Genomic DNA, 16042 nt, shown 5'->3' on the forward strand with positions numbered 1-16042 from the left:
TGTTATTTATAGCGGCCTGATTTTTCCCCCGAGAAGGGGATCGATAGTGCGTGTTAAGGAGAAGCAACATGCAAGAAGGGCAAAACCGTAAAACATCGTCCCTGAGTATTCTCGCCATCGCTGGGGTGGAGCCGTATCAGGAGAAACCGGGCGAAGAGTATATGAACGAAGCCCAGCTGGCGCACTTCAGGCGTATTCTTGAGGCATGGCGTAATCAACTCCGGGATGAAGTCGATCGCACCGTAACCCACATGCAGGATGAAGCTGCAAACTTCCCGGATCCGGTAGACCGTGCCGCCCAGGAAGAGGAGTTCAGCCTTGAGCTGCGTAACCGCGACCGCGAACGCAAGCTTATCAAGAAGATTGAAAAAACGCTGAAAAAAGTGGAAGACGAAGATTTCGGCTACTGCGAATCCTGCGGTGTTGAAATCGGCATCCGTCGTCTGGAAGCCCGTCCGACCGCCGATCTGTGCATCGACTGTAAGACGCTCGCTGAAATCCGCGAAAAACAGATGGCCGGCTAATCGCCGACGCAAATTACTCACACTTACGGCGGGATTTTCCCGCCGTATTCTTTTATATCTGCCATCACCATGTCTGTTAAGCCATACATCGGGCGTTTCGCCCCCTCTCCTTCCGGCGAACTGCATTTCGGCTCGCTGATTGCCGCGCTCGGCAGCTATCTTCAGGCTCGCGCATTAAACGGTCAGTGGCTTGTCCGTATCGAGGATATCGATCCGCCGCGCGAAGTACCGGGTGCCGCCGACGCGATTTTGCGCCAGCTTGATCATTACGGCCTGCACTGGGACGGCGAGGTGCTGTATCAGTCGCAGCGTCACGAGGCCTACCGCGAGGCGCTAGCGTACCTGCGCGAGCACGGACTAAGCTACTACTGCACCTGCCCGCGTAGCCGTATTCAGCAACTGGGCGGCATTTATGATGGCCACTGCCGCGCGTTACGTCACGGCCCGGAGAACGCCGCCGTGCGGCTCGTGCAGACGCACCCGGTCATGGCGTTTACCGATAAACTGCGCGGCAATATCACCGCCGACCCGGCCCTCGCCCGCGAAGATTTTATTATTCACCGCCGCGACGGGCTGTTCGCCTATAACCTGGCGGTCGTCGTCGATGACCATTTCCAGGGCGTGACGGAAATCGTGCGTGGGGCGGATCTTATCGAGCCGACGGTGCGCCAGATTTCGCTCTATCAGCAGTTTGGCTGGCAGGCACCGGATTACGTTCACCTGCCGCTGGTGGTGAACCCGGATGGCAACAAGCTTTCCAAACAGAACCACGCCCCGCCGCTGCCGGAAGGCGACCCGCGTCCGGTGCTGGTTGAGGCGCTGGCGTTTTTAAACCAGCCGGTCGATGACGACTGGCGCGCGCTTTCCACCGAAACGCTGCTGCGTCAGGCGGTGGAAAAATGGGATCTCAGCGCGGTGCCTGCGGCGGCAGCCGCGAATCCGGCATTCTCAAATGCGTTGCGCTGAGCTATATTAGCCGCTGTTTTTTGTCCAGAGTCTGACACTACCGAGGTGCACCATTTTTACCCGAGTCGCTAATTTTTGCCGTAAGGTGTTAAACCGCGAGGAGAGCGTGGTTGACGAAGGCGTCGCACAGCCCGCCATAACCATTATCCCGCGTGAACAGCACGCTATCTCCCGCAAAGATATCAGCGAGAACGCGCTTAAAGTGATGTACCGCCTGAATAAAGCCGGTTATGAAGCCTGGCTTGTCGGCGGTGGTGTGCGCGATCTGCTGCTTGGCAAAAAGCCGAAAGATTTCGACGTCACCACCAACGCCACGCCGGATCAGGTACGCAAGCTGTTCCGCAACTGCCGCCTGGTTGGCCGCCGTTTCCGCCTGGCCCACGTCATGTTCGGGCCGGAAATCATTGAAGTCGCCACCTTTCGCGGCCATCACGAAGAGAACGCGGGCGATCGCGCCACTTCCCAGCGAGGCCAGAACGGCATGCTGCTGCGCGACAACATTTTCGGCTCGATTGAAGAAGACGCCCAGCGCCGCGATTTCACCATCAACAGCCTCTATTACAGCGTGGCCGATTTCACGGTACGCGATTACGTGGGCGGCCTGAACGATCTTAAAGAAGGGATTATCCGTCTTATCGGCGATCCGGAAACCCGCTACCGCGAAGATCCGGTGCGTATGCTGCGCGCGGTGCGCTTCGCCGCCCGGCTTGATATGCGCATCAGCCCGGAAACCGGCGAGCCTATCCCGCGCCTCGCCACGCTGCTCAACGATGTGCCGCCGGCGCGTCTGTTTGAAGAGTCGCTGAAGCTGTTGCAGACCGGTTACGGCTATGCGACTTATCGTCTGCTGTGCGAATACAATCTGTTCCAGCCGCTGTTCCCGGGCATCAGCCGCTATTTCACCGAGAAAGGCGACAGCCCGATGGAGCGTATCATCGCGCAGGTGCTGAAGAACACCGATCACCGCATTCATAACGACATGCGCGTGAACCCGGCGTTCCTGTTCGCCGCGATGTACTGGTATCCGCAGCTCGAAATGGCGCAGAAAATCGCCCAGGAGAGCGGCCTTGCGTACTACGACGCGTTCGCGCTCGCCATGAATGACGTGCTGGATGAAGCCTGCCGCTCGCTCGCGATCCCGAAACGCATCACGACGCTTATCCGCGATATCTGGATGCTGCAGCTGCGCCTGTCGCGCCGTCAGGGCAAACGCGCCTGGAAGCTGATGGAGCACCCGAAATTCCGCGCGGCTTACGATCTGCTGGCGCTGCGCGCCGAAGCGGAAAACAACAGCGAGCTGCAACGCCTGACGAACTGGTGGGGTGAATTCCAGTCCGCCGCGCCGCCGATGCAAAAAGATATGCTCAACGATCTGGGCGACGAGCCGGCCGCGCGTCGCCGCACGCGTCGTCCACGCCGTCGCACTTCCCCGCGCCGCGAGGGTAACGCGTGACGCTGGCCTTTATCGCGCTCGGCAGCAACCTCGCCGAGCCGCTTTCCCAGGTGAATAACGCGCTGGCTGCGCTGGCGCGTATTCCGGGCAGCCGCATTGTGGCGACCTCTTCGTTTTATCGCACCCCGCCGCTTGGCCCGCAGGATCAGCCCGATTATCTGAACGCCGCCGTGGCGCTGGAGACGACGCTCAGCGCTGAAGCGCTTCTCGATAACACGCAGCGCATTGAGCTTGAGCAGGGGCGCGTGCGTAAAGCGGAGCGCTGGGGCCCGCGCACGCTCGATCTCGATATCATGCTGTTTGGTGACGCAACGATAAACACCGGGCGCCTGACCGTTCCCCACTACGACATGAAAAACCGCGCTTTCATGCTGCTGCCGCTTTCAGAGATTGCGCCCGCGCTGCGCTTCCCGGATGGCGAGCGTCTGGCCGATGTGCTCGAACGCCTTGATTGTTCAGCAATTCGCCACTGGTAAATCAAAAAGTTTCCCTTCGTATTTCCTCGCGGTATCCTCCCGTAAACGCATCGTTTACACTGCTTTTTTTCTGTTTGCGGGACACCCATGAAACCGACAACCATTTCTCAATTGCGACGCCTGAAGGAAACCGGCAAAAAATTCGCCACTATCACCGCCTACGATTTCAGCTTTGCGAAACTCTTTGAAGAAGAAGGAATTGGCGTCATGCTGGTGGGGGATTCACTGGGCATGACCGTCCAGGGCCACGACTCCACTCTGCCGGTCACCGTTGACGATATCGCCTACCATACCCGCGCCGTTCGCCGCGGCGCGCCGCACTGTCTGTTGCTCGCCGATTTACCCTTTATGGCTTACGCCACGCCTGAACAAGCCTTTGAAAACAGCGCCGCGGTTATGCGCGCGGGTGCCAATATGGTCAAAATTGAAGGCGGCCAGTGGCTTGCCGACACAGTACGCATGCTGACCGAGCGCGCCGTGCCGGTGTGTGGGCATCTGGGGCTGACCCCGCAATCCGTGAATATTTTCGGCGGCTATAAAGTGCAGGGCCGCGATGAAGCCGCCGCACAGACGCTGCTTAACGACGCGCTGGCTTTAGAAGCCGCGGGCGCGCAACTGCTGGTGCTGGAATGTGTGCCGGTCGCGCTGGCGCAGCGCATCACCAACGCGCTTTCCATTCCGGTTATCGGCATCGGTGCCGGTAACGTCACTGACGGGCAGATCCTCGTGATGCATGACGCCTTCGGTATTACCGGCGGCCACATCCCGAAATTCGCCAAAAACTTCCTGGCTGAAGCGGGCGATATGCGCGCCGCGGTGCGCCAGTATATTGCTGAAGTGGAGTCCGGCGCGTACCCGGGCGAAGAACACAGCTTTCACTAAAGGAGTGTCATTGTGCTGATTATTGAAACCGTGCCGCTGCTGCGCCAGCAGATCCGTCGCCTGCGCATGGAGGACAAACGCATTGCCCTGGTGCCGACCATGGGGAATCTCCATGACGGCCATATGAAGCTGGTGGATGAGGCGAAAGCCAGTGCCGACGCGGTAGTGGTAAGTATTTTCGTCAACCCGATGCAGTTTGATCGCGCCGACGATCTGGCGCGCTATCCGCGCACGCTTCAGGAAGATTGCGAAAAGCTGAAAAAACGCGGTGCCGATTTCGTATTCGCACCGACGCCGGAAGAGGTCTATCCGCAGGGCATGAGTGATCAGACCTATGTTGACGTTCCCGGCCTCTCTACGATGCTCGAAGGCGCAAGCCGTCCAGGGCATTTCCGTGGCGTCTCGACCGTGGTGAGCAAGCTCTTTAACCTTGTTCAGCCGGATGTCGCCTGCTTTGGCGAAAAGGATTATCAGCAGCTTGCGCTTATTCGCAAAATGACGGCCGACATGGGTTATGACATCGAGATTATCGGCGTGCCGACGGTACGCGCCAAAGACGGGCTGGCGCTCAGCTCCCGCAACGGTTATCTCACCAGCGACCAGCGCAAAATCGCGCCGGGCTTGAGCAAAGTGATGAACGCGATGGCGGAGAAACTACGCGCGGGCGAGCGCGATCTGGAGGCGATTATCGCCGCGGCCAGCGACGAACTCAGCGAGAAAGGTTTCCGCCCGGACGACCTGCAAATCCGCGATGCCGACACGCTGCAGGCGCTCTCACCGGCCAGCCAGCGCGCGGTAATTCTGATGGCCGCGTGGCTCGGCCAGGCGCGGTTAATCGACAATCAGACCGTGGAATTAACCCAGTAGACAGCATGGGTAAAAAGGGCAATACTGCCCGGGATAAATTCCTGGAGCCGGGTCACCGCCCGGCTCTGACGACATTCAGGTAAACAGGGTTCAAGTTATGATTCGCACCATGTTGCAGGGCAAACTGCACCGCGTCAAAGTTACTCAGGCGGACCTGCATTATGAAGGCTCCTGCGCCATCGATCAGGATTTCCTCGAGGCCGCGGGCATTCTGGAATATGAAGCCATTGATATCTACAACGTGACCAATGGCAAACGCTTTTCAACTTACGCCATCGCGGGCGAGCGCGGCTCGAAGATCATTTCGGTGAACGGCGCGGCGGCCCACTGCGCGGATGTCGGAGATATCCTGATTATCGCAAGCTACGTGACCATGCCGGATGAGCAGGCGCGCAGCTGGCAGCCGAAAGTCGCCTATTTCGACGGCGACAACGAGATGAAACGCATCGCCAAAGCGGTGCCGGTGCAGGTAGCGTAACGCTGCGCACAACAATAAAGCCCTCCTCGCGAGGGCTTTTTTTATCCCTGCGGCTGATTACTGATGATTTTCGCCATCGTCTCCAGCGAGTCGGTACGCAGAATATAGAGCCGCTTTAACAGATACGGGTTATCGCCCGGCTTCACTTTGCCCTTCACCGTCGTCACCGCCAGATGAAACCCGGCGTCGCCCGCCGCCTTCACCGCTTTATCGTCATACCCGCCGAACGGATAAGAGAGAAACAGCACATGCGGATTAAACTGCGAGAGCGCACGGCGCGAGCGTTGATAATCAAAAAGAATATTGTGATACGTGCGGCTTAACAAAATCGGATGGCGCGCGCCGTCGGTGCGGTGCAGAAAATGAGTATGCGACTGGACATCAAACACGTCCTGAATCGCTTTCAGCTCCGACACGCTCATAAACTGGAGTGATTTCGGGTCCCAGCGCTGCGGATGACGTTTGATGCGCGACGAGATAATAAACGCCGTCGCCTTAAAGCCATACTCTTTCAGTACCGGATACGCGTAGCGATAAACCGATTTCAGGCCGTCATCGAAGGTGATCGCCACCGCGCGGGCGGGCAGATTAATGCGGTTATGCACGTAGCCGTCGAGATCGTAGAGGCTTATCGTCGCGTAGCTCTGGTCGCGCAGCCAGGTCATCTGGTTGCTGAAGGCACGCACAGACGTGGTGGTGGACGTATGGCGAAACCGGGTGTTCTCTTCATCACGCAGAATGTGATGGTACGTCAGCACCGGGATGCCGTTATCTTCCTGCGCGTCGAGGCTACTGATATACCCCAGCCGGTCGCCAATGCGGATCTGATACCAGGTCTGGTTCAGGCGGTCTTTTAGCTTGCCGACAATCGGGTAGCGCAGATTTTCCGCCAGCGTGCCGAACGGTTCGCTGTTCACATCCGGTTCGTTATAAATAGTGACATCCCGCCAGGTCAGTAGATTTTGATTGCTGAGCGGCTTATTCAGATCGCCCAGGCTGTCCGTCACGCGTTTTTTGCCCTGCACGTCGGTCAGATGCGCTTTGTCGATAAACCCGGTGCCGAAGCCGAAGCGAAATTCATAGTAGTCAGCGGCAATCGGCACCACGGCGAGCAACTGCCCTTCACGAATGATACCAACCGTCTGCACGTTATCACCGACCTTCGCCCAGATCGCGGCATCTTCGGTGATTTGCATATATTGTTCGCGGGGTTGTTCGCTGCCGAGGAGACTGGCCTGCGCGACGCCTGTGGCCAGAAGGAGCAGACAGAAAAAGAGACGATTTAGCATAGGAGTGGTGTAACAGTGACTGCCAGAGGTGAAATTATGCACATTTTAACAAAAGTGACATGAATACCAAGCCCGGCCGCGATTTATCGTGCGCCCATAGGCGGGGATTCAGGTAACGGGCGACGCGCCGGCGCGAATTTATCCACGCCGACGCGCTTAGCCGATCACGAACGCAGACCGCGCCCGCGGCTGATCAGATACCAGCACAGCAGATAGAACGCGATGATAAAGCACGCCAGCACCGCGACGGTAAACAGCAGCGGCACATCGGTTATCCCGAGGAAACCAAAGCGGAAGCCGCTAATCATGTAGACGATGGGGTTCAGGTGCGACAGCGCCTGCCAGAACGGCGGCAGCAGCGTCAGCGAATAAAACACCCCGCCGAGATAGGTCAGCGGCGTCAGCACGAACGTCGGGATCAGGCTGATATCATCAAACGTTTTGGCGAATACCGCATTCAGCAGCCCGGCGAGCGAGAACAGAATGGCGGTCATCAGCAGCGTCAGGGCGACAAACAGCCACGAGTGCACATGGAACGGCACGAAGAACAGCGACACCGCCGTCACCAGAATACCGACGCACAACCCTCGCGCCACGCCACCGCCCACGTAACCGGCGATAATCACATGCGTCGGTACCGGCGCTACCAGCAGCTCTTCGATATTGCGCTGGAACTTGGCGCTGAAAAATGACGACGCCACGTTCGCGTAAGAGTTGGTGATCACCGCCATCATGATAAGGCCCGGCACGATAAACTGCATGTAAGTGAAGCCATGCATTTCGCCGATACGTGAGCCGATAAGATTACCGAAAATAATAAAATAGAGGGTCATGGTGATGACCGGCGGCACCAGGGTCTGCACCCAGATACGGGCAAAACGGTTCACCTCTTTCGCCCAGATACTTTTCAGGGCGACCCAGTAAAGCTGCATCATGCGCGCTCTCCTTGTTTTTCATTCACCAGCGTGACGAACAGCTCTTCAAGACGGTTCGCTTTGTTGCGCATACTCAGCACCTGAACGCCCTGCGCGGTCAGCTGATTAAAGACGCTGTTAATGCCCTGCTCGCGCAGCACTTCTACCTCAAGCGTCGAGGTATCCACCAGACGATACTGATAACCTTCAAGCTTCGGCAGCGGACTTTTCGCTGCCAGATCGAGGATAAACGTCTCCGATTTGAGCTTAGAAAGCAGCGATTTCATCGAGGTGTTCTCCACCAGCTCGCCGCGCTGAATAATACCGATATTGCGGCACAGCATCTCCGCTTCTTCGAGATAGTGAGTGGTGAGAATAATCGTGGTGCCTTTATCGTTAAGATCTTTAAGAAAGCCCCACATCGAACGGCGCAGTTCGATATCCACGCCCGCCGTCGGTTCATCAAGGATCAGCAGTTTCGGCTCATGCATCAGCGCGCGGGCGATCATCAGACGACGCTTCATCCCGCCCGAGAGCATACGCGCGCGTTCGTTGCGTTTTTCCCACAGATCGAGCTGATTTAAATACTTTTCGCTACGCTCAATCGCTTCGCGACGCTCAACACCGTAGTAGCCCGCCTGGTTGACGACGATCTGCTGCACGGTCTCGAAGGGGTTGAAGTTAAACTCCTGCGGCACCAGCCCAAGCTGGCGTTTGGCGTTAACCACATCCCGTTCCAGATCGTACCCAAACACGCGCACCCGACCGGACGTTTTATTGACCAGCGAGCTGATAATACCGATGGTGGTGGATTTACCGGCCCCGTTCGGCCCCAGCAGCGCGTAGAAATCTCCCGCTTCGACTTGTAAATCAATGCCGCGCAGCGCCTGTACGCCGCCGGGATACGTCTTTTTAAGCTGCTCCAGTTCCAGTGCAATGGTCATGAAAGTACAGTCACCTTATTTTCTTGCAGAAGTTGTGTGGTTTAAAAAAAAGTTTAGTTGCCCTATATTACCCGAACGCAATTGTCTGGTTACAGGTCGTTAACCTCTATGAAAGATATCAGCACACTTATTAGTAATAACGAAATCTGGTCAAAAATGCTGGTCAAAGAAGACCCCGGCTTTTTTGAACGTCTGGCGAAGGCGCAGAAACCGCGCTTCCTGTGGATCGGTTGTTCCGACAGCCGCGTACCGGCTGAACGTCTCACTGGCCTTGAGCCGGGCGAGATCTTTGTTCACCGCAACGTGGCGAACCTGGTTATCCACACCGACCTTAACTGTCTTTCCGTCGTTCAGTACGCGGTGGACGTGCTGGAAGTTGAGCACATCATCATCTGCGGTCACTACGGCTGCGGCGGCGTGCAGGCGGCGGTGGAAAACCCGGAGCTGGGCCTGATTAACAACTGGCTGCTGCACATTCGCGACATCTGGCTGAAACACAACGCGCTGCTGAGCGAGCTGCCGCAGGAAAAACGTCTCGACACCCTGTGCGAGCTGAACGTGATGGAGCAGGTCTATAACCTTGGCCACTCCACCATCATGCAGTCCGCCTGGAAACGCGGCCAGAACGTCACGCTGCACGGCTGGGCGTATGGCATTCACGACGGCCTGCTGCGCGATCTGGACGTGACCGCGACCGACCGCGACACCCTGGAACAGGGTTATCGCAAAGGCGTATCCAACATCCAGAAAACACACGCCAGCCATAAATAAGGGCGAGCGTGACAATAAAAAAGGGGCCAGTGGCCCCTTTTTTGTGCGCCGGACTTACTCTTCCAGCATCACCACGTTGCCGATATACGGTAGATGACGATAGCGCTGGGCATAATCGATGCCATAGCCGACAACAAACTTATCCGGGATCGAGAAGCCGACATACTCCACTTCCACGTCCACTTCACGGCGCGACGGTTTATCGAGCAGCGTGCAGATGGCGAGCGATTTCGGCTCGCGCAGGCTCAGGATTTCACGCACTTTGGAGAGCGTGTTGCCGGAGTCGATAATATCTTCGACGATCAGCACATCTTTACCGCGGATATCTTCATCCAGATCTTTGAGGATTTTGACATCGCGCGTGGAGGACATGCCGCTGCCGTAGCTGGAGGCGGTCATAAAATCGACTTCATGGGCCACGTGAACCTGACGGCACAGGTCCGCCATGAACATAAAAGAGCCGCGCAGCAGCCCTACCAGCACCATTTCGCTGCCGCTGTCCTGATAACGCTCAGTAATCTGACGGCCCAGTTCTTCAACGCGCGCCTTAATTTCCGCCTCGGAAATCATCACTTCAACAGTATGTTTCATATCGCTAACCGTTTGATTTAAAAATAAATCAGCGTTACCAGCGGCGCCTGCCGCCGGTAACGCTCGATAAGCGGGGCAGTATACCAGTAAAACGCCCGTCCGACAGAAAAGTGCGAAAAGCTCTTTTTGTGATTAAGATCACATATGTTAACAACTATAATAACTTGCTACTTAAAAATTAAGAGTGTGGTTATGGCAGAAACAAAAAAGACACAATCACGACTTCTCGTGATTCTCACAGCCCTGTTCGCAGCATTATCAGGGCTGTATTTATTGGTTGGTGGTATATGGCTGGTTTCAATCGGTGGTTCCTGGTACTACCCCATCGCCGGGGTAGGCATGCTGGCGACCGCCTGGCTGCTGTGGAGACGTAACGCTGCGGCGCTGTGGCTCTACGCTATCATCTTATTAGGCACGATGGCGTGGGGCATCTGGGAAGTCGGCTTCGACTTCTGGGCGCTGACGCCGCGCTGCGACGTCCTGGTGTTCTTCGGCGTATGGCTGATTCTGCCATTCGTCTGGCGTCGCCTCAGCACGCCGTCCCGCGCAGGCGTACCGGCGCTGCTGGTCTCGCTTATCATCACCGCGGGGCTGCTCTTCTGGGCAGGCTTTAACGATCCGCAGGAAATCAACGGCACCCTCAGCGCGGACAGCACCCCTGCCGCCGTGAACGGTAGCCAGAGCATTCCTGACGGCGACTGGCCGGCTTACGGGCGTAACCAGGAAGGCCAGCGTTACTCTCCGCTCAAGCAGATCAACACCGACAACGTTCATAAGCTGAAAGAAGCCTGGGTGTTCCGCACCGGCGACCTGAAGCTACCGACCGATCCGGGTGAGATAACCAACGAAGTAACGCCGATTAAAGTCGGTGACACCCTGTTCCTCTGCACCGCGCACCAGCGTCTTTTCGCCGTTGATGCCGCAACCGGTAAAGAGAAATGGCACTTCGATCCGCAGCTGAATACTAATCCGTCATTCCAGCATGTGACCTGCCGCGGCGTGTCGTATCACGAAGCGACAGCCGCGAACGCCAGCCCGGATGTCGTCGCGGATTGTCCGCGTCGTATTATCCTGCCGGTGAACGATGGTCGTCTGTTTGCAGTGAATGCGGATAACGGCAAGCTGTGTGAAAGCTTCGCTAATAAAGGCATTCTGAACCTGCAGACCAACATGCCGGTCACTACGCCGGGTATGTATGAGCCGACTTCGCCGCCTATCGTCACTGACAAGGTGATTGTGATTGCCGGCGCGGTGACCGATAACTTCTCCACCCGTGAGCCGTCCGGCGTCATCCGTGGTTTTGATATCAACACCGGTAAACTGCTGTGGGCCTTCGATCCGGGTGCGAAAGACCCGAACGCGATCCCGGCTGACGAGCATCATTTCTCGCTGAACTCCCCGAACTCCTGGGCGCCGGCGTCTTATGATGCGAAGCTCGACATGGTTTACCTGCCGATGGGCGTAACGACGCCGGATATCTGGGGCGGTAACCGCACGCCGGAGCAGGAGCGCTATGCAAGTTCTATCGTCGCGCTGAACGCGTCCACCGGTAAGCTGGTATGGTCTTATCAGACCGTTCACCACGACCTGTGGGATATGGATTTGCCGGCGCAGCCGACCCTTGCGGACATTACCGTGAAAGGCGAAACCGTTCCGGTCATCTACGCGCCAGCGAAAACCGGTAACATTTTCGTACTGGATCGCCGTAACGGTAAGCTCGTCGTCCCGGCACCGGAAAAACCGGTTCCGCAGGGTGCCGCGAAAGGCGACTACGTGACGCCGACGCAGCCGTTCTCTGACCTTTCCTTCCGTCCGAAGAAAGATCTGAGCGGCGCGGATATGTGGGGTGCCACGATGTATGACCAGCTGGTCTGCCGCGTGATGTTCCACAGCCTGCGTTACGAAGGCATCTTTACGCCGCCGTCCGAGCAGGGCACGCTGGTGTTCCCGGGTAACCTGGGAATGTTCGAATGGGGCGGCCTGGCCATTGACCCGCACCGTCAGGTGGCGATTGCCAACCCGATGGCGCTGCCGTTCGTATCGAAGCTTATCCCGCGTGGTCCGGGCAACCCGATGGAGCAGCCGAAAGACGCGAAGGGCACCGGTACTGAAGCCGGTATCCAGCCGCAGTACGGCGTGCCGTACGGCGTAACCCTGAACCCGTTCCTCTCTCCGTTTGGTCTGCCGTGTAAGCAGCCGGCATGGGGTTATATCTCCGCGCTGGATCTGAAGACCAACGACGTGGTGTGGAAAAAACGTATCGGTACGCCGCGCGACAGCATGCCGTTCCCGATGCCGTTCCCGGTGCCGTTTAACATGGGTATGCCGATGCTTGGCGGCCCGATCACCACCGGCGGCAACGTGCTGTTTATCGGTGCAACCGCAGATAACTATCTGCGCGCGTACAACGTGACCAACGGCGAGAAGCTGTGGGAAGCCCGCCTGCCGGCTGGCGGCCAGGCGACGCCAATGACCTATGAAGTGAACGGCAAGCAGTATGTCGTGATCTCCGCAGGCGGCCACGGCTCGTTCGGTACCAAAATGGGCGACTATATCGTTGCCTATGCTCTGCCGGATGATGCGAAGTAAAACCGTATCGGAAAGCAAAAAGCCCCTCATTGAGGGGCTTTTTTTATGGGTGGGGTTTGTGGAGCGGATTTATTCGGGAACCGGTGGGTGCGCTGCGCTTACCCACCCTACGCAAAAACCAACGTCTTTATTTGTAGGGCGGGTAAGCGCAGCGCACCCGCCGTTAACACTCCGCCCAAACATCCATCACGCCACCGTAAACCCTAACATCATCCCGGTGTCTTCATGCTCTAACAAATGGCAATGCGCCATATAGGCATGCTCCGCAGACGCCGCGTAATCAAACCGCACCAGCACTTCGCTACGCGCGCCTTCAACCCACACGGTATCTTTCCATCCGGCGCGATGCGCGGCGGGCGGCTTGCCGTTCTCGGTCAAAATACGGAACTGCGTACCGTGGATATGGAACGGATGCAACATCATGTCGCCCTCGCCGGATATGGTCCAACGCTCATATTTGCCAAGCGCCGCCCCAAACGCGGGCGCGTTCATATCAAACGCTTTGCCGTTAATCTTATTGGCGTTATGGAAATCGAACCCGTGGCCGCCGTGGTTCATGCCGCCGTGCGACATCTTCCCGTGTCCCATCTGGCCCATCATCTGCCCGTGCGAATTCCCCGCAAGCGCCTGCTTACCGTAGCGCTTCACCAGTTCATCCATGCCCATCATATCCAGCATCGGGTCCATCATTAATTGCAGCCAGCGCTCCTGGAGCCCGTCGAGCGAAGGCAGCGCCGGAACCTCCACCAGCTTATCCGGCAATGTTCCCGAGGCGGGCACCACGACAGGCTGAATGCGCACCACCGGCTGCGGTTTATCAAACGGCGCGACCGTCATGCCCATCTGTGTGACCGGCAGCGTCACGATATCGAAAGGCCGCGCGTCACTGGTATCCACCAGCACTTCAAAACGCTCGCCCATCAGCATCGGCAGTTCGGTCACTTTCACCGGCTCCGCCAGCAGGCCGCCGTCGCTGGCGATAACATACAGCGGTCGGTTATCGCTCGCGGCAATTTTCAGCGAGCGCGCGTTACAGCCGTTCAGCAGACGCAGACGCAGCCAGCCTTTGGGCGGCGTATGCTGCGGATATACCGCGCCGTTGCACAGCAGCGTATCGCCAAACCAGCCGACGGCGGCGGTCATTACGTCGAGCTGATAATCGACATTGCCGTCGGCAGTGAATTTCTTGTCCTGAATAATCAGCGGCACGTCGTCGACGCCCCAGATTTTGGGCAGCATCAGTTGCTGGCTTTCGGTATCGTCGATAAGCACCAGCCCCGCCAGCCCCATCGCCACCTGACGCCCGGTTTTGCCGTGCTGATGCGGATGGAACCAGCAGGTCGCGGCGCGCTGCTCGGGCGTGAAGCTTACGCTGCGCGTCTGCCCCGGCGCGATAATGCCCTGCGGGCCGCCGTCCACCGCGCCCGGCACTTCCAGACCATGCCAGTGCACCGTGGTCTCTTCAGCGAGGTTATTGCGGATATTGATATTGACCGGTTTGCCCTGGCGCAGCTTAATCGCCGGGCCAAGCAGAGAACCGTTATACCCCCAGGTCGTGACATTTTTACCGGCAAATGCGGTTTTGCCGGCCTGAACCGTCAGCTGAATGCTGCTGCGGGCGTCCGGCATCAGCAGCGCGGGGATGGGCAGCGCGGGTTGCTCTGCGGCAAACGCGGCCCGGCTCCATGTCGGCAGCGCGCTGAGCGCCCCCAGCGCGGCGGTGTACTTGATAAACTCTCGGCGTTGCATCTTCCCGTCCTTATCGTCAACGTGCACCCGTTGAGCTTAAACCCTCCCCTTGCGGGAAGGTCAAGTGTGACGCCCTATAAAAGAATACTGACGGCAGATTTGTGAATAACTACGCGTTCAGAAAGCCACTGGAACCGCCGTCTGCGCGCAAATCTCCTCGTCGCGCCTGAACGAAATGTGCTATCGTTGGGTATTGGTTGGCGAGTGGTAGACGTGATGAGAAAAGTAGTCAGGCTAATGTTTCTGGGCTGTCTGTTGGCCTTTTCCACTAACAGTTTTGCGCTCAGTGAATCAGAAGCGGAAGACATGGCCGACCTGACGGCTGTTTTTGTATTTCTGAAAAATGATTGTGGCTACCAGAACCTGCCGAACGGGCAGATCCGCCGCGCGCTGGTCTTCTTCGCCCAGCAGAATCAGTGGGATTTAAGCAATTACGACAGCTTTAATATGAAGGCGCTCGGCGAGGACAGTTACCGCGATCTGAGCGGCATCGCTATTCCTACCGCTAAAAAGTGCAAAGCCCTGGCACGTGATTCGTTAAGCCTGCTTGCCTACGTGAAGTAATCCCCTCCCCCGCTCCTTCGCTGAAAGGGTGACCGTGCATCCACGGTCATAGTTAGCTATGATGTTGCGCCCGTTTTTAAGGGTTGTTAACGAAGGAGGTATCAGCCAGTGACCGAGAATCCTATGTGGCACGAAACGCTGCACGATCAGTTTGGTCAATACTTTGCCGTCGATAAAGTGCTCTATCGCGAAAAGACCGATCATCAGGATCTGATTATTTTCGAAAACTCCGCCTTTGGCCGGGTGATGGCGCTGGACGGCGTGGTGCAAACCACCGAACGCGACGAATTTATCTATCACGAAATGATGACGCATGTGCCGCTGCTGGCCCACGGCCACGCGAAGCGCGTGCTGATCATCGGCGGCGGCGACGGCGCGATGCTGCGTGAAGTGACTCGTCATCAGAGCGTGGAATCCATCACGATGGTGGAAATCGACGCCGGCGTGGTGGCGTTTTGCCGCGAACACCTGCCTAACCACAACGCCGGAAGCTACGACGATCCGCGCTTTACGCTGGTCATTGACGACGGCGTAAATTTCGTCAACCAGACCACCCAGAAGTTTGATGTGATTATCTCCGACTGCACCGATCCTATCGGGCCGGGAGAGAGCCTGTTCACGTCGGCGTTTTATGAAGGGTGCAAGCGCTGCCTGAATCCGGGCGGGATTTTCGTCGCGCAGAACGGCGTCTGCTTTCTCCAGCAGGATGAAGCCATCGACAGCCATAAAAAGCTCAGCCACTACTTTGGCGACGTTAGCTTCTACCAGGCGGCGATCCCCACCTACTACGGGGGCATCATGACGTTCGCCTGGGCGACCGATAACGAAGCGCTACGCAAACTCCCGCTCGAAACCTTACAGGCGCGCTTCCACACCGCGGGGCTGAAGTGCCGTTATTACAATCCGGCCATTCATACGGCAGCATTCGCTCTGCCGCAATATTTGCAAGATGCCCTGGCGTCTCAGGCATCCTAAGGAGGTGATA

The 16042-nt window shown here is 57.4% G+C and carries 16 protein-coding genes; 11 read left to right on the forward strand and 5 right to left on the reverse strand.

Annotation, left to right across the window (positions count from 1 at the left end; genetic code table 11):
- Positions 1-68: 68 nt before the first annotated feature.
- The 7 genes from dksA to panD all read left to right on the forward strand — a co-directional run bounded on the left by dksA (position 69) and on the right by panD (position 5646).
- Positions 69-524, forward strand: coding sequence for an RNA polymerase-binding protein DksA (gene dksA / locus AFK66_RS15635; RefSeq protein WP_001155227.1), 456 nt, complete (start codon positions 69-71; stop codon positions 522-524).
- A 69-nt stretch (positions 525-593) separates the two neighbouring features.
- The gene (gene gluQRS, locus AFK66_RS15640) at positions 594-1490 is read left to right on the forward strand and encodes a tRNA glutamyl-Q(34) synthetase GluQRS (RefSeq protein ID WP_007775477.1); all 897 of its coding nucleotides are present in this window, start codon (positions 594-596) and stop codon (positions 1488-1490) included.
- A gap of 52 nt (positions 1491-1542) precedes the next feature.
- The gene (gene pcnB / locus AFK66_RS15645) at positions 1543-2943 is read left to right on the forward strand and encodes a polynucleotide adenylyltransferase PcnB (protein WP_204352783.1); all 1401 of its coding nucleotides are present in this window, start codon (positions 1543-1545) and stop codon (positions 2941-2943) included.
- Positions 2940-3419 (forward strand): 2-amino-4-hydroxy-6-hydroxymethyldihydropteridine diphosphokinase, encoded by a 480-nt coding sequence (gene folK / locus AFK66_RS15650; protein WP_007775476.1) that lies wholly within the window; start codon positions 2940-2942, stop codon positions 3417-3419. Before pcnB ends, folK begins: the two co-directional genes overlap by 4 nt.
- 87 nt (positions 3420-3506) lie before the next feature.
- Entirely contained in the window at positions 3507-4301 is a 795-nt protein-coding gene (gene panB, locus AFK66_RS15655; RefSeq protein ID WP_012125732.1) for a 3-methyl-2-oxobutanoate hydroxymethyltransferase, read from the forward strand.
- A 12-nt stretch (positions 4302-4313) separates the two neighbouring features.
- A complete protein-coding gene (panC, locus tag AFK66_RS15660; protein WP_007775429.1) occupies positions 4314-5168 on the forward strand; it encodes a pantoate--beta-alanine ligase in 855 nt (284 codons plus the stop codon).
- A 97-nt stretch (positions 5169-5265) separates the two neighbouring features.
- Positions 5266-5646, forward strand: a complete 381-nt coding sequence (gene panD / locus AFK66_RS15665) for an aspartate 1-decarboxylase (RefSeq protein ID WP_007749215.1) — start codon at positions 5266-5268, stop codon at positions 5644-5646.
- A gap of 41 nt (positions 5647-5687) precedes the next feature.
- On the opposite strand, the gene AFK66_RS15670 is transcribed toward panD, so the two are convergent.
- From AFK66_RS15670 to AFK66_RS15680, 3 genes are all read right to left on the reverse strand, one after another.
- Positions 5688-6935 carry a polysaccharide deacetylase family protein gene (locus AFK66_RS15670; protein WP_032983011.1) on the reverse strand — a complete coding sequence of 416 codons (1248 nt, stop codon included), beginning with the start codon at positions 6933-6935 and terminating at the stop codon, positions 5688-5690.
- A gap of 164 nt (positions 6936-7099) precedes the next feature.
- Positions 7100-7870, reverse strand: coding sequence for an ABC transporter permease (locus tag AFK66_RS15675; RefSeq protein ID WP_007775427.1), 771 nt, complete (start codon positions 7868-7870; stop codon positions 7100-7102).
- Positions 7867-8793 carry an ABC transporter ATP-binding protein gene (locus AFK66_RS15680; protein ID WP_004387655.1) on the reverse strand — a complete coding sequence of 309 codons (927 nt, stop codon included), beginning with the start codon at positions 8791-8793 and terminating at the stop codon, positions 7867-7869. Before AFK66_RS15680 ends, AFK66_RS15675 begins: the two co-directional genes overlap by 4 nt.
- A gap of 108 nt (positions 8794-8901) precedes the next feature.
- Between AFK66_RS15680 and can the strand changes: the two genes are divergently transcribed.
- Complete coding sequence (gene can / locus AFK66_RS15685) at positions 8902-9564, forward strand: carbonate dehydratase (RefSeq protein ID WP_007775425.1); 663 nt, start codon at positions 8902-8904, stop codon at positions 9562-9564.
- Positions 9565-9618: 54 nt separating this feature from the next.
- Here the strand turns inward: can and hpt are convergent, their stop codons facing one another.
- A complete protein-coding gene (gene hpt, locus AFK66_RS15690; RefSeq protein ID WP_004387657.1) occupies positions 9619-10155 on the reverse strand; it encodes a hypoxanthine phosphoribosyltransferase in 537 nt (178 codons plus the stop codon).
- A 192-nt stretch (positions 10156-10347) separates the two neighbouring features.
- On the opposite strand from hpt, the gene AFK66_RS15695 reads away from it, so the two are divergent.
- A complete protein-coding gene (locus AFK66_RS15695; protein ID WP_032967851.1) occupies positions 10348-12744 on the forward strand; it encodes a glucose/quinate/shikimate family membrane-bound PQQ-dependent dehydrogenase in 2397 nt (798 codons plus the stop codon).
- A 186-nt stretch (positions 12745-12930) separates the two neighbouring features.
- Here AFK66_RS15695 and cueO read toward each other — a convergent pair whose 3' ends face one another.
- On the reverse strand, positions 12931-14493 hold the full coding sequence (gene cueO / locus AFK66_RS15700) for a multicopper oxidase CueO (RefSeq protein ID WP_023899407.1): 1563 nt from the start codon (positions 14491-14493) through the stop codon (positions 12931-12933).
- Positions 14494-14709: 216 nt separating this feature from the next.
- On the opposite strand from cueO, the gene AFK66_RS15705 reads away from it, so the two are divergent.
- Entirely contained in the window at positions 14710-15057 is a 348-nt protein-coding gene (locus AFK66_RS15705; RefSeq protein ID WP_015386992.1) for a YacC family pilotin-like protein, read from the forward strand.
- Positions 15058-15180: 123 nt separating this feature from the next.
- Entirely contained in the window at positions 15181-16032 is an 852-nt protein-coding gene (gene speE / locus AFK66_RS15710) for a polyamine aminopropyltransferase (RefSeq protein ID WP_023899408.1), read from the forward strand.
- Positions 16033-16042: the final 10 nt, after the last annotated feature.

This window comes from Cronobacter malonaticus LMG 23826 (assembly GCF_001277215.2).
Classification (GTDB): Bacteria; Pseudomonadota; Gammaproteobacteria; order Enterobacterales; family Enterobacteriaceae; genus Cronobacter; species Cronobacter malonaticus.

Excerpts from the sequence above, each read along its gene's own strand:
- dksA (WP_001155227.1), top strand. The coding sequence starts at position 69 with ATGCAAGAAGGGCAAAACCGTAAAACATCGTCCCTGAGTATTCTCGCC.
- gluQRS (WP_007775477.1), top strand. The coding sequence starts at position 594 with ATGTCTGTTAAGCCATACATCGGGCGTTTCGCCCCCTCTCCTTCCGGC.
- panB (WP_012125732.1), top strand. The coding sequence starts at position 3,507 with ATGAAACCGACAACCATTTCTCAATTGCGACGCCTGAAGGAAACCGGC.
- panD (WP_007749215.1), top strand. The coding sequence starts at position 5,266 with ATGATTCGCACCATGTTGCAGGGCAAACTGCACCGCGTCAAAGTTACT.
- AFK66_RS15670 (WP_032983011.1), bottom strand. The coding sequence starts at position 6,935 with ATGCTAAATCGTCTCTTTTTCTGTCTGCTCCTTCTGGCCACAGGCGTC.
- AFK66_RS15675 (WP_007775427.1), bottom strand. The coding sequence starts at position 7,870 with ATGATGCAGCTTTACTGGGTCGCCCTGAAAAGTATCTGGGCGAAAGAG.
- AFK66_RS15680 (WP_004387655.1), bottom strand. The coding sequence starts at position 8,793 with ATGACCATTGCACTGGAACTGGAGCAGCTTAAAAAGACGTATCCCGGC.
- can (WP_007775425.1), top strand. The coding sequence starts at position 8,902 with ATGAAAGATATCAGCACACTTATTAGTAATAACGAAATCTGGTCAAAA.
- hpt (WP_004387657.1), bottom strand. The coding sequence starts at position 10,155 with ATGAAACATACTGTTGAAGTGATGATTTCCGAGGCGGAAATTAAGGCG.
- AFK66_RS15695 (WP_032967851.1), top strand. The coding sequence starts at position 10,348 with ATGGCAGAAACAAAAAAGACACAATCACGACTTCTCGTGATTCTCACA.
- cueO (WP_023899407.1), bottom strand. The coding sequence starts at position 14,493 with ATGCAACGCCGAGAGTTTATCAAGTACACCGCCGCGCTGGGGGCGCTC.
- AFK66_RS15705 (WP_015386992.1), top strand. The coding sequence starts at position 14,710 with ATGAGAAAAGTAGTCAGGCTAATGTTTCTGGGCTGTCTGTTGGCCTTT.
- speE (WP_023899408.1), top strand. The coding sequence starts at position 15,181 with ATGTGGCACGAAACGCTGCACGATCAGTTTGGTCAATACTTTGCCGTC.